The sequence below is a fragment of the Tenacibaculum sp. TC6 genome, from assembly GCF_050606265.1.
GTDB lineage: Bacteria > Bacteroidota > Bacteroidia > Flavobacteriales > Flavobacteriaceae > Polaribacter.
The window spans coordinates 16,590-38,089 of sequence record NZ_JBOCUK010000010.1 but is presented as its reverse complement, the minus strand read 5'-3'; the positions used below and the strand labels follow the sequence as shown (position 1 = coordinate 38,089).

The following is a 21,500-nucleotide window of genomic DNA, read 5'->3' as shown; positions in this document are numbered from 1 at the left end:
AATCTTTCTATTTTTAAACAGTTCGGTTTTTAGGGAAGCTTACAATATGGCTTGGTACGGACTCTTAGAAACTAAAGCTTGGGATAAACAATATGCAGACAAAGCTTATGCTGATAAAGAAAAAAACAGAATTAAAAAAGTTAATATTAATTATGAAAAATCTACAAACAATGAATGTAAATAATCTATTTATTCTTATTAATAAATTTTTCTGTTTTCTCACAAGAAAATCATTTTTTACTAAATGATAAAAGTCAAGAATATTCATATTCAATAAATGAAAATAAATCTATGATAAGTATATTTTCTAATCATGTAAACTCAAATTCTTCTATAACCTTTAAGGTGGAAAAAATAGATTTTAATAAATGTTGTAAGAGAGTAGAGTACAAATCATTTGAATGGCTTCTTAAGAATGAAAGATATAAATACCAAAAAGGATTAGAAAACTTTATTGAACTTAATAATTTTATTGGTTTAGTTTTAGTTAAAAAAAATCAGAAAAAATGCTATGCATACAAAGTAAAGAGTAGAATATTTGAAGAAGAGTAAAACAATGAACGTAACTAAACTATTTATTTATAATCATAGTACAACTAAAAACTGTCCTAATTAATTTAATCATGAAAAAAGTAATATTCATTATATACTAACAATCAACTAAAATTACAAGCAAATAAAAAGCGCGAAATGAAATTTCATTTCGCGCTTTTTAATCTTTATAGATATACAGCTTTTATTTTAGCCTAAACCTACATCTAATGACATCATAACTATAAACCCACCTATAAAACCTAAGGTAGCTATATCTGTATATTTATCTCGTTGAGTTTCAGGAATCACTTCTTCTACTACCACAAAAATCATCGCTCCTGCAGCAAATGCTAAAGCATACGGTAAAATTGGTGTAAAAAATGATACAGCGACTGCTCCTAAAACAGCTGCCATTGGCTCTACAATTGCCGACATTTGACCATACCAAAAACTTTTAAAACGACTTACTCCCTGTCTACGAAGCGGCATGGCAACCGCAAAACCCTCCGGGAAATTTTGAATTCCAATACCAATAGCTAATGAAATAGCAGCGATAATCATTTCTGTTTGTTCAGCCCCAACTAGGGTTGAAGCAGCTCCGAAAAGTACACCAACGGCTAAGCCTTCAGGAATGTTATGAAGTGTAATGGCAAGAACGAGTAAAGTAGTTCTGTGCCAGTTAGTTTTAACTCCTTCAACTTCACTTTCTTTAAAATTTATATGCAAGTGAGGTAACAATTTATCCATACCAAATAAAGCTAAGGCACCTAAAGCAAAACCTAATGCTGACGGAAGAACCTTTGTAAAACCTTCTCCGGGACTGTTTTCAATAGCAGGAGCCAGTAAACTCCAAAAACTGGCAGCTACCATAACACCACCGGTAAAACCTAACATTCCGTCTAAAACAGCACGATTTAATTTTTTAAAGAAAAAAACTAAAGCGGCACCTAATCCGGTTAATCCCCAAGTAAATAAAGAAGCATATAAAGCTCCTTGTATAGGGTGCTCTTTGCAAAAGGCAATTATCTGTTCAAAAAAACTCATAGTTATTGTGTATAATTAATTTTTTTGGATGTATAAATTAGTAGCAATCTTGTTAGAAATAGTTAGTAATTTATCTTCCAATTTTATTTTGAATGAACCGTCAAAAGGCTCCTTTTCTATAATTTCTATTTTTTTTCCAAGAGCAATTTCATTCTTATCAAGAAATTGTAAAAACTCAGAAGAACTGTCATCAACCCCAATACAAATTCCTTTCTCACCTTCCTGTAAAGTTGATAACAAACTTTTTTCTATAATTTGTAAATTTCCATCTTTATCCGGTATAGGATCTCCATGTGGATCTCTTTTCGGATATTCTAAAAAGGCATCTAATTCATTAATTAGTTTAGGCGAATTAATATGCTCTAGCTGCTCAGCAACTTCATGAACCTCATCCCAAGAAAAATTTAATTTGTTTACCAAAAAAACTTCCCATAAACGATGCTTACGTATAATATTTACAGCTGTTTTTTTACCAAGATCAGTTAACCTTACCCCTTGATATTTTTTGTAAATAACCACTTCTTTTTCAGATAGTTTTTTTACCATATCTGTAACGGAAGAAGCTTTTGTATTAAGCTTTTCTGCAATGGCATTGGTACTGATTCCTTTATTAGATACACCACCCAAGTGGTATATCGTTTTGATATAATTTTCTTCGGATTGACTAAACATGCTTTGTTGGGTTCAATAGCAAACATACAAATTTTGTTTCACATAAACATATTTTTAGGTTTGTCTAAAAAATATTTTACATTTGCGTAAATTTTAAATCGTGATGAGCAGAATTTTTACAATTATATTTTTAGGAATAAGCTTTATAGCAAACGGTCAAACTATTCATGGGGTAGTTAAAACATCAAAAGGAGAGGTGTTACCTTTTGCTACGATTACTGTTAAGCATACATCAATGGGAATTACTGCAGATGAAAACGGAAAATATAGGCTTTCTGGTTTGCCGGAAGGGAAAGTTGTTGTAGAGGCTTCTTTTGCCGGTTTTGTATCTGGTAAAAAACAAGTAATGATAACAAAACATATACAAAAAGAGGTTAATTTCTCTTTGGTTGAACACGATGAGTTATTAGATCAGATAACGGTAACAGGAACCCGAACAGATAAGCGTAATACTAAAAACCCGGTAATAGTTGCTGTTATTAATAGCCAAACGTTGGCCAATGTTCAAGCGTGTAATTTATCGGAAGGATTAAATTATCAAACAGGACTACGTGTGGAAACAGATTGTCAAACATGTAATTATACACAATTACGAATGAATGGATTGGCAGGCGGATACTCACAAATTTTAATTAACGGACGCCCGGTTTTTAGTCCGTTAACCGGTTTGTATGGTTTAGAACAAATACCTACAAATATGATTGATCGCATTGAGGTAGTTAGAGGTGGCGGTTCGGCTCTTTATGGTTCCAGTGCAATAGGAGGTACAGTAAATGTGTTAACTAAAATTCCGAAGAAAAATGATTATAGTATAGGTTTTACATATCAAAATGTAAAAGGAACAGATGATTATATCGTTTCAGGAAACGGAACTATTGTTTATGAAGATAAAAATGCAGGAATCTCTTTTTTTATGAATAATAGAAAAAGAGGTTGGTATGATGCTAACGGAGATAACTATTCTGAACTTCCTGAACTTAAAAATAATGCTTTTGGAGCCAGTCTCTTTTTTCTTCCGGAAACCAATCAAAAAATTGAAGTGAATTTTAGCAAGATGAATGAGCATCGTTATGGAGGAGAAATGGTAGATAGTCAGCCACATTTTGCATTTCAGTCTGAAGAAAGAATTCATGATGTATATGTAGGAAATGTAGATTATCAAGTGAATTTCAATGAAAATAAAAGTTCATTTATTACCTATTTCGCAGCACAATATACAGGAAGAGATCACTATACCGGAGTAAGGCCTAATATAGGAACAAGTGAAGATGAAGCACATTTATTAAATCCGCCATACGGAAAATCAACAACCTCTACATTACAAGGTGGTATTCAGATAAATCATCAATTAGATAACTTTATAATAGGAAATAATGTACTGACTCTTGGAGGTGAGTTTGTACAAGATGATGTGTATGATGAAATTAAAGCCTACACCTATAAAGTTGATCAATTAACAAGGAACTTAGGTGTTTTTTTTCAGAGTGATTGGGAGTTAAATGATCAATGGAATGTACTTGCCGGTTTTCGATACGATAATCATACATTAGACGCACTAGATAGAAACGGAGCAGCAAAAAAAATAATCAATAATGTGGTAAGTCCTCGTATGTCTGTGCTATTTAAACCATTTAATAATGGACAACTAAGAGCAACTTGGGGAACCGGTTTTAGAGCTCCGCAAGCATTTGATACAGATTTACATATAGCTTTTGCCGGAGGAGGTGTTTCCAGAGTTGTTTTAGCAAATGATTTGAAAAGAGAACGCTCCAATAGTTATAGTCTATCATTTAATTATGACAAACCAACAGAACATTATATATATGGATTTACTTTTGAAAGTTTTTACACAAATTTGAATGATGCATTTTATTTAGAAGGAATTGGAGAAGATACTTTTGGAGAAGTTTTTGAAAAAAGAAACGGAAAAGGTGCGGTGGTAAAAGGAATAACATTAGAAACCCGATTCAATTATGATGGAATAGTACAGTTTGAAACCGGATTAACCTACCAATCCAGTCAATACAAAATAGCTGTTAAAAATTCAGACGAATTACCTCTTAAAAAACAGTTCTTAAGAACACCTAATACGTATGGTTATGCAACGTTAACCTACACACCTAATCAAAAAATTAAATTAGCTTTAAATAGTACTTATACAGGAAGTATGGAGGTGTTGCATTTAGCGTCAAATCAAAATTTATTGAAAGATGAATACTTTCAATCACCAACATTTTTCAATGTAGGAATAAATGCTTCTTATAAGTTTACTTTTAACTCACTAAAAGCGAATATGGAAATACATGGAGGGGTTAAAAATATTTTTGATGCGTATCAGAATCATTTTGATGTAGGAAAGGAGAGAGATAGTAACTTTATCTACGGTCCGGCTACACCAAGAATATTTTTAATAGGGCTTAAATTATTTAGTAATTAACATTAAAGTAACATAAATAAACTTTCTTAACACTGGCTAAACATTCTGATAATAGAACTATAATTTACAGGTAACATTGGGTTTACAAGATAGCTTGAATTTTGCCCGATAATTAAACAGAATTCAAAGTTAGTGATGAGAAAAATATTTTTAATAGCTTTTTTAAGCTTATGTAACTTGGTCTTTTCCCAAAGCAAAGGTACCATAATGGGGGTTGTTACAGACAAAGAAATGAATGGAGAACCATTACCATTTGCCAATGTTTTTATAAAAGGCACATCAATAGGGGGAACAACAGATATTGATGGGAAGTATACAATTAGCGTACCGGCTGGAAATCAAACTATAGTTTTTAGTTTTGTAGGATATCAAACTATAGAGAAAGCGGTAGTAGTAAAAGCAGGTGAAACAACAACTGTTAACCAGCTTTTAGGAGCTAATGAAGGAGTAAAGCTTGAAGAAGTTAAAATTAATGCATCTGTAAGCAGAGAAAAAGAAAGCGCATTACTTTTAGAACAAAAGAAGGCTGTTGCTATAAAAACAAGTATAGGTGCTCAAGAGTTATCAAAAAAAGGTGTATCAAATGCTGAAACTGCTGTAACAAAAACAGCTGGGGTGTCTAAAGGAACTAAAAATGTTGTTGTAAGAGGTTTAGGAGATAGATATAATTCAACTACCTTAAATAGTTTACCATTACCTTCTGAAGATCCTGAATATAAAAATATTTCTTTAGACTTTTTTGATACGAGTATTATAGAAAGTGTTGGAATTAATAAAGTTTTTACATCTGAAATAAACGGTGATGTAGGAGGAGCTAATATAGATATAGTTTCAAAAGAATTGAATAAAAAGAGAGTGGCTAATGTGAGTTTTTCTTTTAGTGGTAATACTCAAACGCTTACTAAAAATAACTTTCTTACTATTGATGGAACAAATAGGTTAGGAACCCAAAAACTGAACCATAATGTAACTGATTTAAATAGTTACTCTTTTGGAAATTCATTTAAACCAAGAACTCAAGATTTTCAGTTAAATAATTCTTTTTCTTTTAATTATGGTAAAAAATATGAATTAGGAAATGGAAATACACTTAGTTATTTTATTGTAGGAGGTTTTAATGGAGATTATAGTTTTACTGAAGGAAATATTAGACAGACTACGAATGATGGTGTTGTAGAACCTTTTAGAAATTTAGAATTTTCTAAATACAGTTATAATACATCACAATTATTAATGGGGAATTTGAAATATAAATCAGATAAAGGATTTGATATTGCCTATAATCATTTATTCATCCATAATAACAAGCAGGCTATTGGAGACTATTTTGGTAAAGATGATCCACAAGAAGAAGGAGATTTAGTTTTTCTTAGAAGACAACAAACTAATAATAATGAGTTATATGTTAATCAATTATTAGGAAGTTATAAATTTAATGAAAGATTAACTCTTGAAGGAAAAGGAGCATTAAATTTTGTAAGAGGAAATGAACCGGATAGAAGATCTAATGAGTATTTAATAAGAAACGGTGAAACAAGACCTAATACAAGTAGTGCTGGTACTAATGAAAGATATTTTTCTAAACTTCAAGAAAATGACTATGCTGCAAAAGGTAAATTGAGTTATAAATTAAGTTCTGATTATGATAATAAAAGTTTAATAGATTTTGGAGCTGATTATCATTATACGGAACGTTTATTTGCGGCTACTATATTTAATCATGATTTTACAGGGAATGGACCAATTATAGATGTCAATAATCCAGATGCAACTTTTAATCAGGAATCAATTGATAATAATATTTTTAGTTTACAAACAGGAAGAGGTAGAAGAAACGAAGATGCTGAAACATTTGTTCCGTTTACTTATAGAGGAAAACGTTTAATAAGTGGTGTTTTTTCAAATATAGTTTATCAGTTAAGCGATAATTTAATTGTTTCAGGAGGTGTAAAATTTGAAAGAGCAGCCCAAAGAGTAACATATAATACCAATATAGGAAGTAGTAAGGAAGATGGGCCATCTTTAATAGACAAGAGTTATCTTTTACCTAGTTTAAATATAAAGTATAGTTTAAATGAGAATGATATTTTCAGATTAGCTGCTAGCCAAACATATACATACCCTCAGTTTAAAGAAACAGCTCCTTTTAAGTATCAAGATATTAACTTTGCCAGTCAAGGTAATCCTAACTTAAAACCATCAGATAATTATAATTTAGATATAAAATATGAGCATTATATGTCTTCTGGAGAATTGATAGCTTTAACAGGTTTTTATAAATTGATAAAAAACCCAATTTCTAGAAGTGAAATATCAAGCGCAGGAAATGTGTTAACGTATTTGAATGTAGGAAAAGAAGCCTATGTATATGGGGTAGAGTTAGAAGCTCGCAAAAAAATACTTGAAAATGAAGATGAAAATTATACGTTAAATGGAGGGGTTAATGCTTCTTATTTATATTCAAAAGTTAATTTAGATAAAAATTCCATTGCCCAATTTCAACAGGTATCTAGTAAACTAGAAGGAGCGACACCGTTTTTATTAAATGCTGACATATCTTTAAATAAAAAATATGATAATAGTGAATTAACCTCTTCTGTTGTTTTAAATTATTTTAGTGATAGAGTGTATTCAATTGGTACAAGAGGATTTGAAAATATTATTGAAAAAGGAATTCCAACCTTAGATTTTGTTTCATCATTTAGAGTAGCCAAAAAATACAATTTAAAATTCAAGGTTAAAAACTTGTTAAACCCTGAATTTCAGACAAGTAGGAATGGTTCTGTTAATAAGGAAAACGTTGTGTTAAGAAATTATAAAAAAGGAGTAAATATAAGTTTAGGGTTTTCTTACGATTTTTAATAAAAGCTTTAAAAACGTAACAATTCTTTAAGAAATAAGTGTAGATAAAGAAATATTGGTAATGCAATTTTGCGGTAACTAAATTAAAATAGAAATATAAACAAAATGAAAAAAATTATTTTATCGGCAATAGTAGTTTCATCTTTATTTTTAGGTTCATGTTCATTAAGTAATGAAGATGAAGTTTCTGGGGGAAATACAGGAGGTGAAGTAACAGCTCAAAATTTAGCTGGGAATTTAACTACAGATTTAACATTAAAGTCAGGGTTAGACTATACATTAACAGGGGCTTTATTAGTGAAAAGCGGAGCAACCTTAACCATTGAGCCAGGAGTTAGAGTTAAAGCTTTAGCTGGAGGAACAGATGTTTATATATTAGTAGAAAAAGGAGGGAAAATTATGGCTGATGGTACAGCTGCTAACCCAATTGTTTTTACTTCAAATGCAACAAGCCCTAAATCAGGAGATTGGGGAGGGCTTATCTTAAACGGTAAAGCACCTTTAAGTAGACAAAACGGGGCAAATAGTAATTCAACTACAGAAGTTAATACTGCAATTGAGTACGGTGGAGATGTAGCAAATGATAACTCAGGAGTTTTAAACTATATAAAACTTGAGTATACAGGTGCTAGAATTGATGATGAGGCAGAACATAATGGACTTACATTAAATGCTGTAGGAAGTGGAACAACTATTTCAAACATTGCTATTTTAAATGGTGATGACGATGCTATCGAATTTTTTGGAGGTACTGTAAATGTAACCAATATTTTAGCAGTAAATGCTAAAGACGATATGTTTGATTTTACTCAGGGATACGTAGGAACTTGTACTAACTTATATGGGATAAGAGAAAATGGTTTTACTGCAGTAACTAGAGATCCTAGAGGAGTAGAAGCGGATGGTAACTTAGATGGAAATACTCCGTCTGATATCAATCAGTCAAACTTTACGATCAATGGTCTTACCATTATTAATAATGCTGATGGTGTTAAAATGACTGATGGCATTAAAATAAGAAGAGGAGCAACGGCCAATATTACCAATGCTTATTTAGTATTAGGCTCTGGAGCTATTTTTTCTGATGTTGTAGATTTAACAGACTCAAGAGGTGATGCTAATGATGCAACCAACATCACAGCAATAGGAAATCCTGCAAACGGATTGGATGTAACTAGTATTAAAAATACAACAACCGGAGGGGCTACTGTTAATTTAACAGAGGGAACAACCGGAGGAGCTGATGCTTCTGTTTTTTCTTGGACAGGATATAAATTCTAAATAGAATTAAGTAAGAAAATACTTTTGAGAAGGATCTCATAAATTATGTGAATTTAAAAATCAGGATTGAAGAAATTTAATCCTGATTTTTTTTTTAATATTTAATAATCATAGGAGCTTGTTATAAAGGGAATACTCTTTAATAAAAGATAAAGTTATTTACATTATTATATAATTAAGAACAGATGGTAAAAAATGAAGTGTTAGATTTATGTATAGGAAAGTAAGAACTTTCTTAAGTTTCTGAAAAAGTTTCAAATTCTAACATAGTTTTTTTGTGTTTATATTTAATGCATTCTTAATGATTGCGTAATAAGGAATGGTTTTTTGGAGGTAGATTTGTCTTAAACTCTAAAAATTAAATTATGAAAAAAATTACAATTACAATTTTATTTATTTTAATATCAACTAGTTTTTTTGCTCAGATGTGTCAAAAATATCGTTACCATAAATTCTTAAAATTAGGTCGAAGTTATGAGATTGCTTTTGAAAGTAATTGCTTAGGGACAAACTTTGGAATTGAAAAAGCAAATCTTTTTGGGTTAAAACTGGAATTGAATAAGATTTATAGAGCTAATTTAGGAGATGGTGATTACTTCTACAAGGTTATATATGTTCAAGATACATGTTCAGATGCGGGTTTAGAGGTTGATGATACCAGTAATATAGAAGAAGTAACACTTTTGTCATGTAGTTCAATTTCATGGAAATACCACAAATTTATTAGACTTGGAAGTTTATCTGAAGCTCAATCTAAAATATGTTCAAGTGACATAAAAGGTATGCAGTTTAAAACAAATATTTATATTGGTGCTCCATTAGTTATAAATAAAGTATATCATTTAGATCTTGGAGACGGTAATGGTTTAAAATACTATTATTTAATTCTTTCGGCGTATACTTCAAGTGATCCAGATTATGAAATATTGGGTTCTTCTTTTAATAATTCATCTATTTCTTTTGATTGTGATTCTGATTCAGATGGAGTGCCTGATAGTCAGGATAATTGTCCAAACCAAGCAGGTCCGGCTTCAAATAACGGATGTCCTGTTCAACAAGGAAAACCAGATTTTATTATCACAGAGATAAAAGTAAATGGAATAGCAGCTCCTAACTTAAAGTTGAAAGCCAATAGTAATAACAAATTTTGTGTAAGTATAAAAAATATAGGTTCAGCTACAGGAACAATTGATAATACAGCATTAATCTTAACAAATAATGCGGGGTTAACCAACTCGAGTATTGTTGCTAACTTACCTTACCCAAGTACTTCTCTGACGATAGCCCCAAATGAAGTTAAAGAAATGTGTGCAGAACTTTATATTTGGAATGACTATTTAGGATATAGTTTATCAAGTTTCCATTATATTCATGCAATAGCTGATTACCATGAAAGAGTTTCTGAGTCTGATGAAAATAATAACACAACAGTAGAATCAATAGGTTATTCATCAAAAACCGCAATAATTAGCGTAAATAACTTTCAGGGAATTGAAATAAAAAGAGAAACTATTAAAAATAGTGAAGAAGAAAAAGAACTGTTAAATAGGTTACCAAAAGGATTTTATATCCTTAATAAAGATGGTAAAAGAACAAAAATTTACAAAGAAAATTAATACAACCTTATAGTAGAATAAATAAACCCGAGTATAAAACTCGGGTTTATTATTTATAGATTTTTATCTGAAACTCCAATTTTTGTAATTAGTTGAAGCTTCAAGTTTGCTCTCTATAGAATCCGGTAACTGAGGAAAAAAGTCAATACCGGTTAATTGCTCAATACTGTCTATAGAAACAACAAAACTAGACAAAGGTTTTGTACTGTCTTGATGAGGTATTAAAAAAGCAATGGCCTTAATTTCCGGTTCGGTATAATCCAATAAAATCTTATAAAACTTATTAGGTACACTCACTTTATTTTTGCCATTTCCAATCGTTTTTAAATTAGGCTCAAGAACTCCCCCGGTAATAACATATAAATGATGGTACTTTTTTGCCCAATAGCGAGTTTTTTGCTCTAGCTTATTCCAAATACCTGCATTAAAATTGTGCTTTTGAGGCGTAATATTAGAGGTAAAAAAAGTTTCGTCATGAGCCTTTTTAGAATAACGCTTATCACCGGCCGGACAAAGATGTCCCTTGTCGTAACCGGAATTTTTATAACTTCTCCAGTCAGCAGATTGTGTACGCACTTTTGGGTCGTTAATAAAAAACGGGCGCTCATGATTTGTATAAACAATATCATTTTTGTGCAAAGAATAGGCAACCCATTCAGCCTGTTCATGTTTTTCGCTATAAGATAATTGGTAACCGGAATGCTTAATAATTACACCGGTAGTAGAACTAGGTGTATAATTAAACGAAAAATCATTCTTTACAACCGTTTCAATATCATCAGAAACACTATTGTTTTTTGAATGATTTAACCAAAAACTTACCGCAATAGTAAGTAGTAAAATAATGACTTTTATGGTTCTGGCAGTTGTCATGATTGTTTTACTAAGATTTCCTGAAAATCATGAGTTTTTTCTACTTCATTAAAAATATCTTTAAACTTTGCGGGAGGCACAGTAAGCTTACGCTTAACTAAATCAAGCCAAGCACCATAAACAGTTATAATTGCTGAAAGCTTTCCGTCATTATTAAAAACTTCATGCTGAATTTTCCAACGCTCACCGTTACTTGATAAACCAATTACTTTTAAATTAACCGATATATCTTCACCCAAATGAATTTCTTTTAAAAACTTAGTGTTTTCTTCAAATAAAATAGGACCTATTTTTTCTTTTGAAAAATCATGAATAGTAATATTATGTTCTTTAAAAAATCGCAATCTGGCCTCAGCAGCATAATCGTTATAAGCAGTATGTCGCATATGAATATTAGCATCAAAATCAGCCCATCGTGTGGTAAATTTAACCGTAAAACTCATTGAATATTATTTTTTAGAAACAACGAAATTAATTAAAATCTAAGAAGAAAAGCATAATACTTTGTTAAGACAGTGAAATATAAAAAGAAGCAAATAGTTTTTGTTGCTTTCTAACAGGTATTTAGAGGTTAAGGCGGATAAGAATATATTTAACAAACTAAAAGAATTGCATAACCTAAGAAGAGGATGTCTTAACAAGCGATTAAGAACGTTTAACAAGCAGAGAGGATTGAATAACATAAAAGAAGAATTCCATAACAAGAGTAGGTAAAAGCATAACAAGCTAAAAGGATTGTTTAACAAGGCAAATACATTTCATAACAAAGAAGAAGGATTGTTTAACACGAGTTTAGCATCGTCTAGCACAGCTTAATAGTTAAAATATTTGCCGTAAGATTATAATAATCGTTATCAAATAAAAGAAAACAAGGTAAAAGTAATCTAAGATTTTACATCCAACGTATCACGAAGTGTATTCCCCAATAACATAAAAGCCATAACCAAACTCATAATAGCCATACCGGGAATTAAGGCTAAATAAGGTTTTCCTAAAATAATATAGTTATAATGATTCTTTATCATGGCACCCCATGACGGAGTTGGAGGCTGAGCACCAATACCTAAAAAGCTCAATCCACTTTCTATAAGAATAGCAGCAGCAAAATTTGCAGCAGAAATAACAATAATAGGCGCTAAAATATTAGGAAGAATATGCTTAAAAATAATTCTAAGATCAGAAAAACCAAGAGCTTTTGCCGCTTCAACATATTGTTGTTGTTTAGTAGTAATCACCTGTCCTCTAACAACACGGGCAACTTCAACCCACATAGTTAACCCAACAGCTATAAAAACTTGCCAAAACCCTTTTCCTAAGGCAAGCGTAATAGCAATAACTAATAATAACGTAGGAATAGACCAGGTAATATTAATAAGCCACATAATAAAAGCATCTGTTTTACCACCAAAATAACCGGCAATTGCACCAATAGGAATACCCACAAGTAAGGATATAAAAACAGCAATAAAACCAATAAAAAATGAAATTCTGGCGCCTATAAGAAGCCTGCTAAACAAATCACGTCCATATTTATCAGTGCCTAACCAAAAAGTTTTGTGTTTAATATAGTGTTCCGGTTGATTATTAAATAGCTGTAATGAAAACTTTTTAGGAAGTCCATCAGAAAGATTAATAACCTCTAACTCATCTTTTAAAATAGTGTAAGATTGAATAGGAATTTCTGTTGAGGAGTTTTTCTTTCCCTGTAAAAAAATAGAAAACCAATGCTGTTTGTCTTTTTCAAGAGAAGGAATTTCTAATAATTGAGTAGAAAACCCCGGTGGTTTTGAATGTATTTCTAAATGCATCTGATTGGCAGAATTGCTATTGTCAGGAGCAAGAATGTAGCAAAAAACAGCTACGAAACCACAAAGCAAAATATAGCCAAAGCTCACCATTCCGGTTTTACTTTGCTTAAATTTTTTAATAGCTATTTGCCAAAGAGAATTTGAATACTTCATTAAGTCAAAGCTATTGATAAGATAGCTTTTGTACAAAACTTTTTAAGGATAAAAAAAAGAACTGTTTTTTTATAACAGTTCTTTTTGAATAAACATTTATATATTATTAGTAAAAATATCTGAGTTTATGTTTTTTACATAAGCATCATAAAGAAGTTTAATACTTTTGTAGGCTTCACTATCTTCAGCAAGCCCCTCTAACTTTTCCTTTTGTTTTTTAGCCTTTTCAAAATAATGAAAGTCATTATAAAGCATTAAAGCATCTTGAACAACTTCTATAGATTGTGAATTAGTTTCGGTTCCGTAAAACTGTTCCATAATAGCAGCAGAAGCATGAGTAGGTTTAAAGTTTTTTAAATCCTCACGTTCTCTACCATCTAAAGAAATTAATATATAAGGAGCATCTCCGCTATATTCTTTGTTGGTTGTTTTATGAACCAATCTTACTTTAGTATGATTAGAATCATCAATTACAATATTGCCGGGTTTGTAATTAATAAACTCTTTTTCAAACTTATTATCAGTTATTAAAACATACTTGGCCTTTGTCGGGATTTGTCCGGGGGTATCTAGTCTGATATTAAAATCTCCTTTAAAGAAAGGCTTAGATTCAAAAATAGCCTTACCTAGTTTTGAAGCAATAGAAGCTAAAGTACTACCAGCCAATAAAACACTTGCAGCAGGCGCAAAAACAGGAATGCCTCCGGCTTTGGCTAATAAACTGGAAACATCTTCAAAGATACTTTCATTAAAAGTATCGGCAACTAAATGAAATGAACATAAAATAGTATTCATGTCAAGAGCAGGTGTATAATATACAATAGGTGAACCTTCATTAAAAGCAGAAGGCTCGTAATATTGATTATCATTAACCTTACGTACTATTTGGTTAATAGCTTTAGGAGCAGAATCATAGGTTCCTATTGATTTAACGCCGGTAGTAACAAGCATATCTTTTTTACCCAAAAAACGCTCAGGAGCATCCCCCGAGTATATGGTTAAAATTTCAATACTTAAAGGTTTTCCAATTCCTATAGGAGTAAAATCAATAGAACCTAATTCGTTAGAATTAATAGATCCGTTTTCAAAATTGATATTCATCTCATCGCCGGAATTCACAGCTTTATCAAATAAAAAAAGTTCACCGGAATATAATTTTTCTTTTACTTCATCTTCAAATACCGGAACATCGTTTACGTAGTAAATGGCAGCCATAATTTTTTTTGTTTAGTTAATTAATAGTGTTAAAGTTACATATTTTTTGAGAGTAAGCGTTTGCCTATAAATAAGTATTTTTAAATGGGAAGCCATTTTTTGAAAAGCATAAAAAAAGAGCACTTTTAAAGTGCTCTTTACTATATTAAAAATTGAATTTAAAATTTAGATGATTTCAACTAACAAACCATCATCTGTTTTTTCAACTTTAGCTAGTTGGTTTTTAGTTAAATGCTTAATCGTTTTATCCCATTTTTTATTACTTAAACCACTTTGAGTTTTTAACTCGTTTAAGTCAATTTTCTCAGCCTTTTCAATTAACGCTAAAACAGCCTTTTCATCATCATTAAGCTCTACTGTAGGAGCTTTTTTCTCAGGCTTCATTTGAGGGAAGAAAAGAACCTCTTGAATAGATTGATTATTAGTTAAAAACATAATTAATCGATCCATACCAATACCTAAACCAGAAGTAGGAGGCATACCGTATTCTAAAGCTCTTAAAAAGTCTTGATCTATAAACTGTCCGGCTTCATCATCACCACGTTCCGCTAATTTTAATTGAGCTTCAAAACGTTCACGTTGATCAATAGGATCATTTAATTCAGAATACGCATTGGCAATTTCTTTACCACAAACCATTAACTCAAAACGCTCAGTTAATTCCGGATTATCTCTGTGCTCTTTACATAAAGGAGACATTTCTTTAGGATAATCAGTAATAAAGGTTGGATGAATGTAATTACCTTCACATTTTTCACCAAAAATTTCATCTATTAACTTTCCTTTCCCCATAGTATCATCTACTTCAATACCCATGCCTTTAGCAGCTTCTCTAATTTCATCTTCCGTTTTTCCTAAAATATCAAAACCGGTAAAATGCTTAATAGAATCAGCCATGGTAACACGAGCATAAGGAGCTTTAAAATCTACTTCATATTCACCAAAAGTAGCCTTCGTAGTTCCGTTTACCGAAATAGCACAATACTCTAAAAGCTTTTCTGTAAACTCCATCATCCAGTTGTAGTCTTTATAAGCAACATAGATTTCCATAGCTGTAAACTCAGGGTTATGAGTTCTATCCATTCCTTCATTACGGAAGTTTTTAGAAAATTCATAAACACCATCAAAACCACCAACGATTAAACGTTTTAGGTACAGTTCATTGGCAATACGCATATAAAGAGGAATATCTAACGCATTGTGGTGAGTTATAAAAGGTCTGGCAGCAGCACCTCCCGGAATTGGTTGTAATACCGGAGTTTCTACTTCAAAATACCCGGCATCATTAAAAAATTGACGCATGGCATTGAATAACTTTGTTCTTTTTACAAATACCTCCTTAACATGTGGGTTAACCACTAAGTCAGCATAACGTTGACGATAACGTAATTCCGGATCAGTAAAACCATCATGAGTATTTCCCTCAGCATCAACTTTTGGAAGAGGTAAAGGTTTTAAAGATTTACTTAGTAAAGTAAAGTTTTTAACCAATACCGTTTTTTCACCTACCTGAGTAGTAAATAACTCTCCTTCAATTCCGATAAAATCACCGATGTCTAATAATTTCTTATAGATTTCGTTGTATAAATTTTTATCTTCTCCGGTACAAATTTCATCTCTGTTAAAATAAACTTGTACTCGTCCGTAACTATCTTGCAATTCAGCAAAAGAAGCTTTTCCTTGAATACGACGAGACATTAATCTACCAGCAATTACAACTTTTTTACCTTCTTTAAAGTCGTCTTTAATTTCTTTAGAATTGGTAGTTAACGGATATAAATTTGCAGGATAAGGATTAATACCAAATTCTCTTAATTTGGTAAGTTTTTCTCTACGTACAACTTCTTGTTCTGATAATTGCATTGTGTAACTTTTAAGTTATTTTAAATTTAAAAGCGCAAAGATACAATCAATTACAGAATTAAACAACGCAATGAAGTGTCAGTTTTTTTGAAAAAAACAAAAAAAATTTGTGTGTATGGTGAAAGTTTGTATATTTGCAGGCTGTCTTGTTTTAAAAGGCAGTGTTTAGTTGTGTTGTTAAGGTGCTGAGAAGCACCGTGGTTTTGTTACCAATGGAAAGCTTCCCTGAGATGGGTTGCTTTTTTTTTGCGCAAAATTTAACTCCAGAAATTACCTTTGTATTCCCAAAACTTAACAATAAATAATACTAAATATACTACGGCTACTGAGAATTTTATAGTAACTGAGGCAAGAAATCCTAAGAAAGCTCCAAAAGAAGCCTTAAGAGCTCTGTTTGTATCTTTACTGTCGTATATAAGCTCACCTATTAAAGCACCTACAAAAGCGCCAATCAATATTCCAAACGGAATGGGAGAGAGCAAACCTACAATAAGACCAATGGTTGTACCATAAACACCATACTTTGAACCTCCGAATCTTTTAGTGCCTATTGCAGGAATAAAATAATCTAAAATAAAAATTACTATAGCAATAATAAAAGTGATAACTAAAAAGGAAGTATTTGAAGGTACAGCTTTTGTTAAGTGAAGAAGTAATAAACCTACCCATCCGGTAATAGGTCCGGGCAGAACGGGTAAAAAAGAGCCGATAATTCCCAAACAAGCGAATAAAAAGCCAACAATAAGTAAAAAAGTATCCATAGTTAATTTTATTGATAAATATACATTCATACATAGAATGTAGAAATATGACGACAAATGTTAAACTTTGTTACATTTCAACTAATAAATTAGTTTAAACTAGTTTTTTAGTTATATTTACAAAGCAAAACTTTTTATCTATTGTATTATGAGTAAGCAGTTAACAAAAGCAGAAGAGCAGATAATGCACGTTTTATGGCAGCTTAGAGAGGCTTCGGTAAAAGAAGTTATTGATGAAATGGAAGAGCCTAAACCAGCCTATAATACCGTGTCTACAATTATCAGAATTTTAGAAACAAAAGAATTTGTAGGGCATAAACCCAAAGGACGTGGTTATGTTTATTTTCCTTTAATTGAAAAATCAGCATACAGCAATCAAAGTTTACATAAGTTGGTTAACGGATATTTTGAAGGCTCATTTAAAAGTATGGTTTCTTTTTTTATGAAAGAAAACAAAATGGATATTCAAGAACTTGAAAGTATTTTAAAAGAAGTAAATAAAAGTTAGAAATCATGATAAACTATTGTATTCAGGTAGTCCTATTTCAGGTGCTTTTTGTGGCAATGTATGATCTCTTTTTAAGTAAAGAAACTTTTTTTACAAAAAACAGATGGTACTTATTAGGCACTGCATTGCTTTCATTTGTATTGCCATTGATAAAAGTATCTTCAGTTAAAAAAGCAGTTCCTCAAGAGTATACAATAATGTTGCCCGAAGTAATATTATCTCCTCAGTATGTTATAGAGCAATCTTCATGGTATCAATCTCTTAATTACCTAGATGTTTTGTTTGTCTTGGGTAGTCTATTTTTTTTGCTAATTTTTCTTCGTAAAGTATTTAAAGTAGTTAGTCTTGTTAAAGAAAATGAAGTTGTCGTTAAAATGGGGTATACATTGGTTTTGTTAAAAAGATCATCTAAAGCCTTCTCTTTTTTCAATTATATTTTTATTGGTAAAGATCTTCCTGAAAATAGAAGAGAAAAAGTAATTAAGCATGAACTAGTACACTGCTCACAAAAGCATACGCTTGATTTATTGTTTTTTGAGTTGTTACGAGTTATAATGTGGTTTAACCCTATGATTTATGTGTATCAAAAGAGAGTGTCGCTTATTCATGAGTATATTTCTGATGCAGAAGCAAGTAAAGAAATTGAAAAAAACAACTATATAAACAATCTATTATCTGATGTCTTTAAGGTAGAGAATATCTCCTTCGTTAATCAGTTTTATAAACATTCATTAATCAAAAAACGAATTATCATGATAACGAAAAGGCAGTCAAAAAAAATTAAACAACTTAAATATCTATTGCTAGTGCCTATCTTAGTTAGTATGCTTTTTTATGCTTCATGTAGTGAAAATCAATTGGAAGGTATTGAAACAAAACAATTGCAAAAAGTGTATTTCGGATCTAAAGAGAAATACCAAGAAACTAAAAAAGAATCATATTTTGATTTGTTTATCTCATTTGATGAAGAATTTTTAGGAAAAGAAATTTCAACAGAGGAATTAAATAAAAATGAAGAGAAGGAATTTTCAGAGTTTAGAGATAATTTTTTGGAAGGAATAAAAATAAAAAGTGATAATAAGGATGCTTTTTACTATAAATTATATGATTTTGAAGGTAGAAAGGTTATTGGTTTGCATAATAAAAAGATCAAATCAACAGTAAAGGACGTAAACTTAACTAAAAGCGACGACGTGCCTTTTTCTATGATAGATAAAGCACCAACTTTTCCTGGATGTGATGAGGGTGATAAATCATGTTTTAATCAAAGTATAAATGACTTTGCACAAAAGGAACTTGATATGTCGTTTGTCAAAAATCTTGATTTAACTCCCGGGAAGAAAAGAATTTATGCTGCTTTTAAAATTGATAAAACAGGTTTAATTACTGACATACAGGTGAGAGCCCCGCATCCTGAACTCAAAAAAATGGTGAGTAAAATGCTTGAGAAATTACCTAGAATAGTACCCGGAGAAAAAAATGGACAAGTAGTTAGGGTAGGATATACGTTGCCTATTACGTTTACTGTGGAATAATAGAAATAAAAAATCAATATAATACATGAAAAAGAAAATTTTATACTTGGTAGTAGTGTTGGGAGTTTTAAAAATAAATGCACAAACATCAACTTTTGTAGCGGTAGATACTTTATTAAATAGAGGTAGATATCATAAAGCAATTGAATTGTTAGAAAAGTTTCCGGATTCTTTTGAAAAGAACGTAAAAAAAGCGCAAATCAATGAAAATTTAGACCAACAATCATTAGTTAGTTTGCATTATGAGAAAGCATTAGCATTTCAAGATGATTATACGGTAAAAGTTAAACTAGCGAATTCGTATAAAAAAGAAAAAAAGTATAGAAAAGCCATTACAGTATATGAAAAGTTACATGAAGAAGATAAAGACAATTTATTTATTGCCTATGAACTGGGAAAACTGCACCTTACTATAAAAGAAGCAGAAAAAGCATTGCAATTATTTAAAGGGTTGATTGAGAGAGATATTACAAATGCTAATTATTACTATTATAAAGGAATTGCTTATAAGTTGTTAGGTAAAAGAAACTTGAGAATGGATAGTTTTTTAGAAGCTTATGAGAAAGATGATAAGCATATAAAATCTATTGAAAACTTAGCTTACGATTATACCGTTTTAAGAGATGCTGATTCGGCTTCAATATTTATAAAAAAAGGATTACAAATAAACCCGAACCATATTGAACTGAATAAATTAGAAATTAATGCTTTGTACAGAGATAAAAATTATAACAAAGCAATTGAGTTACTTCAGAAAATAGACTCTATTGAACCTAATGAACATTACACTAAAAAAATGTTAGGACGTTGTTATTTTCTTTTAAAAGACTTTGAAATAGCAAGAAAGTATTTTAAACAAGCATTACGTATAGATAAAACTGATTACAAAGTGTACACGTATTTTGGTGATATGGATTTTGAAGAGGAAGATTACAAAGAGGCACATTTGCATTATAGAATGGCAACATTTATTGGCAAAGAATCAAGAGATGATGAATATTATCGGTTAGCGCAAACTTTAGAGAAGTTGAACAGAACTAAAGAAGCGCTTACAGCTTATGAAAATGCACTAAGAGAAAATTATAAGAATTACAAAGCTTTATACCAGTTAGCAACTCTTTCAGAACATTATTATAAAGACAAAAAAAATGCGTATAAACATTATAAAAATTATATAGACAGGTTTGAAAGTAAAGATTCTGTATTAACTAATCAAGTAACAAAAAGGCTGAAAGAAATAAAGAAATTTTATTTTCAAAAAGGAGAAATATTAGAGTAATCTTATTTTTTGTATTTTCATGTCAAAATCAAAGTAGTGAGATTTAATTATATTCTTCTTTCTTTATTATTTTTTTTAAATTCTTGTAATTATCTGCCTTTTAGAAACAAAGAGGCAAAAAAAGAATTAGACACTATTGTTAACTATTCAAGAGTAGATGAGTCACCTGCTTTTCAGAATTGTAAACAATTACTAGGAAAAGAAAGAGCAGATTGTTTTAGACAGGAACTTCAAAAAGAAATAGTAAATGTTTTGAATGTGGTTGACTTTATGACTGATGAAGATATCGATGAAGAAGTTAATGTGTATTTAGTAGTAAGTAAAACCGGAAAAGTTGAACTTAAAAAAATAGAAGCCTCAACTCTTGTTTTAGAAAAGCTACCTGTTTTAGATAGCCTGTTAAAAGCATCCATAAAACAATTGCCCAATTTAGATCCGGCACTTAAAAGAGGTATTCCGGTAGCTGTTCAATATAAATTACCTATAAAAATACAAGTAGAAGACCAACAATAAGAGGAGAGAAAACAATAAATAGACTTATAAGAATCCACATTACAAAAATGTAAGGATTAAATGATAAAACGGTATCCCTTCTAAGTAGAGTCTCAACTTCTTTAACGGTATAAGATAAAAGTTGCTCCTTGTCTATTTTTAAATCAATAAGCCCGGTAACTTGTAATCCTGCCTTATATCCGTTTACTACTTCTTTTGGGTGAAGTAAAAGAGAAACTCCCATGGCCCATATACTTGCAAAACCAATAGGTAAATGCTTCCAAAAACCGGTGGCTATTTCCCATCCGGCTATAAAAGCTTCGCCTTTCCAAGTAATATCACAATCATATAATATATGTTGTATGTCATGAATATATAATACGTTCTTTCGGAACTCGTAGTTTGGTATTTTTAAGGAAAAAAAACGGAATTTAAGATTAAAATAATCTTCTTCTGTGCCTCCGTTTTCCGGTAAATTATTATCGAGGTAAAATTTTTTAAGCTTTGCTGAAATTGTCATGTTCTGATTGTATAGAATACAAAGCTACTTTCAGAAAACAAATTAAC

At 30.8% G+C, this 21,500-nt stretch carries 19 protein-coding genes; 10 read left to right on the top strand and 9 right to left on the bottom strand.

The annotated features are described in order from the left end of the window. Positions 1 to 46 precede the first annotated feature (46 nt). On the top strand, positions 47 to 184 hold the full coding sequence (locus tag ACQY1Q_RS07635) for a hypothetical protein (protein ID WP_431004710.1): 138 nt from the start codon (positions 47 to 49) through the stop codon (positions 182 to 184). Between the two features lie 107 nt (positions 185 to 291). Next, positions 292 to 552, top strand: a complete 261-nt coding sequence (locus ACQY1Q_RS07630; protein ID WP_431004709.1) for a hypothetical protein — start codon at positions 292 to 294, stop codon at positions 550 to 552. A gap of 189 nt (positions 553 to 741) precedes the next feature. Here the strand turns inward: ACQY1Q_RS07630 and ACQY1Q_RS07625 are convergent, their stop codons facing one another. Both ACQY1Q_RS07625 and ACQY1Q_RS07620 read right to left on the bottom strand, forming a co-directional pair. Beyond that, on the bottom strand, positions 742 to 1,578 hold the full coding sequence (locus tag ACQY1Q_RS07625) for a ZIP family metal transporter (protein ID WP_431004708.1): 837 nt from the start codon (positions 1,576 to 1,578) through the stop codon (positions 742 to 744). Between the two features lie 15 nt (positions 1,579 to 1,593). Further along, positions 1,594 to 2,250, bottom strand: coding sequence for a metal-dependent transcriptional regulator (locus ACQY1Q_RS07620; protein WP_431004707.1), 657 nt, complete (start codon positions 2,248 to 2,250; stop codon positions 1,594 to 1,596). A gap of 103 nt (positions 2,251 to 2,353) precedes the next feature. Between ACQY1Q_RS07620 and ACQY1Q_RS07615 the strand changes: the two genes are divergently transcribed. The 4 genes from ACQY1Q_RS07615 to ACQY1Q_RS07600 all read left to right on the top strand — a co-directional run bounded on the left by ACQY1Q_RS07615 (position 2,354) and on the right by ACQY1Q_RS07600 (position 10,446). Continuing rightward, positions 2,354 to 4,687, top strand: coding sequence for a TonB-dependent receptor (locus ACQY1Q_RS07615; protein WP_431004706.1), 2,334 nt, complete (start codon positions 2,354 to 2,356; stop codon positions 4,685 to 4,687). A 135-nt stretch (positions 4,688 to 4,822) separates the two neighbouring features. Further along, positions 4,823 to 7,549, top strand: a complete 2,727-nt coding sequence (locus tag ACQY1Q_RS07610; RefSeq protein ID WP_431004705.1) for a TonB-dependent receptor domain-containing protein — start codon at positions 4,823 to 4,825, stop codon at positions 7,547 to 7,549. Positions 7,550 to 7,654: 105 nt separating this feature from the next. After that, positions 7,655 to 8,830: a hypothetical protein gene (locus ACQY1Q_RS07605; RefSeq protein WP_431004704.1), complete on the top strand. Its 1,176-nt coding sequence runs from the start codon at positions 7,655 to 7,657 to the stop codon at positions 8,828 to 8,830. 365 nt (positions 8,831 to 9,195) lie between these two features. Next, positions 9,196 to 10,446 (top strand): hypothetical protein, encoded by a 1,251-nt coding sequence (locus ACQY1Q_RS07600; protein WP_431004703.1) that lies wholly within the window; start codon positions 9,196 to 9,198, stop codon positions 10,444 to 10,446. A gap of 63 nt (positions 10,447 to 10,509) precedes the next feature. On the opposite strand, the gene ACQY1Q_RS07595 is transcribed toward ACQY1Q_RS07600, so the two are convergent. The 6 genes from ACQY1Q_RS07595 to ACQY1Q_RS07570 form a co-directional block, all read right to left on the bottom strand. Beyond that, entirely contained in the window at positions 10,510 to 11,319 is an 810-nt protein-coding gene (locus tag ACQY1Q_RS07595; protein ID WP_431004702.1) for a DNA/RNA non-specific endonuclease, read from the bottom strand. Continuing rightward, positions 11,316 to 11,762, bottom strand: coding sequence for an acyl-CoA thioesterase (locus tag ACQY1Q_RS07590; protein WP_431004701.1), 447 nt, complete (start codon positions 11,760 to 11,762; stop codon positions 11,316 to 11,318). Before ACQY1Q_RS07590 ends, ACQY1Q_RS07595 begins: the two co-directional genes overlap by 4 nt. A 441-nt stretch (positions 11,763 to 12,203) precedes the next feature. Further along, complete coding sequence (locus ACQY1Q_RS07585) at positions 12,204 to 13,280, bottom strand: ABC transporter permease (protein ID WP_431004700.1); 1,077 nt, start codon at positions 13,278 to 13,280, stop codon at positions 12,204 to 12,206. A 96-nt stretch (positions 13,281 to 13,376) separates the two neighbouring features. Further along, on the bottom strand, positions 13,377 to 14,495 hold the full coding sequence (locus tag ACQY1Q_RS07580; protein WP_431004699.1) for a hypothetical protein: 1,119 nt from the start codon (positions 14,493 to 14,495) through the stop codon (positions 13,377 to 13,379). 165 nt (positions 14,496 to 14,660) lie between these two features. Then, positions 14,661 to 16,358, bottom strand: coding sequence for a lysine--tRNA ligase (lysS, locus tag ACQY1Q_RS07575; protein WP_431004698.1), 1,698 nt, complete (start codon positions 16,356 to 16,358; stop codon positions 14,661 to 14,663). A gap of 257 nt (positions 16,359 to 16,615) precedes the next feature. Continuing rightward, positions 16,616 to 17,119 carry a DUF456 domain-containing protein gene (locus ACQY1Q_RS07570; RefSeq protein WP_431004776.1) on the bottom strand — a complete coding sequence of 168 codons (504 nt, stop codon included), beginning with the start codon at positions 17,117 to 17,119 and terminating at the stop codon, positions 16,616 to 16,618. 148 nt (positions 17,120 to 17,267) lie between these two features. Between ACQY1Q_RS07570 and ACQY1Q_RS07565 the strand changes: the two genes are divergently transcribed. From ACQY1Q_RS07565 to ACQY1Q_RS07550, 4 genes are read left to right on the top strand one after another with little or no spacing between them, the layout of a single operon-like run. Next, positions 17,268 to 17,627, top strand: coding sequence for a BlaI/MecI/CopY family transcriptional regulator (locus tag ACQY1Q_RS07565; RefSeq protein ID WP_431004697.1), 360 nt, complete (start codon positions 17,268 to 17,270; stop codon positions 17,625 to 17,627). A gap of 5 nt (positions 17,628 to 17,632) precedes the next feature. Then, positions 17,633 to 19,162: a M56 family metallopeptidase gene (locus ACQY1Q_RS07560; RefSeq protein ID WP_431004696.1), complete on the top strand. Its 1,530-nt coding sequence runs from the start codon at positions 17,633 to 17,635 to the stop codon at positions 19,160 to 19,162. Positions 19,163 to 19,187: 25 nt separating this feature from the next. Beyond that, positions 19,188 to 20,441: a tetratricopeptide repeat protein gene (locus ACQY1Q_RS07555; RefSeq protein ID WP_431004695.1), complete on the top strand. Its 1,254-nt coding sequence runs from the start codon at positions 19,188 to 19,190 to the stop codon at positions 20,439 to 20,441. Positions 20,442 to 20,477: 36 nt separating this feature from the next. After that, the gene (locus tag ACQY1Q_RS07550) at positions 20,478 to 20,954 is read left to right on the top strand and encodes a hypothetical protein (protein WP_431004694.1); all 477 of its coding nucleotides are present in this window, start codon (positions 20,478 to 20,480) and stop codon (positions 20,952 to 20,954) included. Here the strand turns inward: ACQY1Q_RS07550 and ACQY1Q_RS07545 are convergent. Further along, positions 20,923 to 21,453, bottom strand: a complete 531-nt coding sequence (locus tag ACQY1Q_RS07545; RefSeq protein ID WP_431004693.1) for a hypothetical protein — start codon at positions 21,451 to 21,453, stop codon at positions 20,923 to 20,925. The two genes, ACQY1Q_RS07550 and ACQY1Q_RS07545, sit on opposite strands and share 32 nt — an antisense overlap. Positions 21,454 to 21,500: the final 47 nt, after the last annotated feature.

Coding starts and splice junctions, on each gene's coding strand:
- ACQY1Q_RS07635 (WP_431004710.1), top strand. CDS start 47: ATGGCTTGGTACGGACTCTTAGAAACTAAAGCTTGGGATAAACAATAT.
- ACQY1Q_RS07630 (WP_431004709.1), top strand. CDS start 292: ATGATAAGTATATTTTCTAATCATGTAAACTCAAATTCTTCTATAACC.
- ACQY1Q_RS07625 (WP_431004708.1), bottom strand. CDS start 1,578: ATGAGTTTTTTTGAACAGATAATTGCCTTTTGCAAAGAGCACCCTATA.
- ACQY1Q_RS07620 (WP_431004707.1), bottom strand. CDS start 2,250: ATGTTTAGTCAATCCGAAGAAAATTATATCAAAACGATATACCACTTG.
- ACQY1Q_RS07615 (WP_431004706.1), top strand. CDS start 2,354: ATGAGCAGAATTTTTACAATTATATTTTTAGGAATAAGCTTTATAGCA.
- ACQY1Q_RS07610 (WP_431004705.1), top strand. CDS start 4,823: ATGAGAAAAATATTTTTAATAGCTTTTTTAAGCTTATGTAACTTGGTC.
- ACQY1Q_RS07605 (WP_431004704.1), top strand. CDS start 7,655: ATGAAAAAAATTATTTTATCGGCAATAGTAGTTTCATCTTTATTTTTA.
- ACQY1Q_RS07600 (WP_431004703.1), top strand. CDS start 9,196: ATGAAAAAAATTACAATTACAATTTTATTTATTTTAATATCAACTAGT.
- ACQY1Q_RS07595 (WP_431004702.1), bottom strand. CDS start 11,319: ATGACAACTGCCAGAACCATAAAAGTCATTATTTTACTACTTACTATT.
- ACQY1Q_RS07590 (WP_431004701.1), bottom strand. CDS start 11,762: ATGAGTTTTACGGTTAAATTTACCACACGATGGGCTGATTTTGATGCT.
- ACQY1Q_RS07585 (WP_431004700.1), bottom strand. CDS start 13,280: ATGAAGTATTCAAATTCTCTTTGGCAAATAGCTATTAAAAAATTTAAG.
- ACQY1Q_RS07580 (WP_431004699.1), bottom strand. CDS start 14,495: ATGGCTGCCATTTACTACGTAAACGATGTTCCGGTATTTGAAGATGAA.
- lysS (WP_431004698.1), bottom strand. CDS start 16,358: ATGCAATTATCAGAACAAGAAGTTGTACGTAGAGAAAAACTTACCAAA.
- ACQY1Q_RS07570 (WP_431004776.1), bottom strand. CDS start 17,119: ATGGATACTTTTTTACTTATTGTTGGCTTTTTATTCGCTTGTTTGGGA.
- ACQY1Q_RS07565 (WP_431004697.1), top strand. CDS start 17,268: ATGAGTAAGCAGTTAACAAAAGCAGAAGAGCAGATAATGCACGTTTTA.
- ACQY1Q_RS07560 (WP_431004696.1), top strand. CDS start 17,633: ATGATAAACTATTGTATTCAGGTAGTCCTATTTCAGGTGCTTTTTGTG.
- ACQY1Q_RS07555 (WP_431004695.1), top strand. CDS start 19,188: ATGAAAAAGAAAATTTTATACTTGGTAGTAGTGTTGGGAGTTTTAAAA.
- ACQY1Q_RS07545 (WP_431004693.1), bottom strand. CDS start 21,453: ATGACAATTTCAGCAAAGCTTAAAAAATTTTACCTCGATAATAATTTA.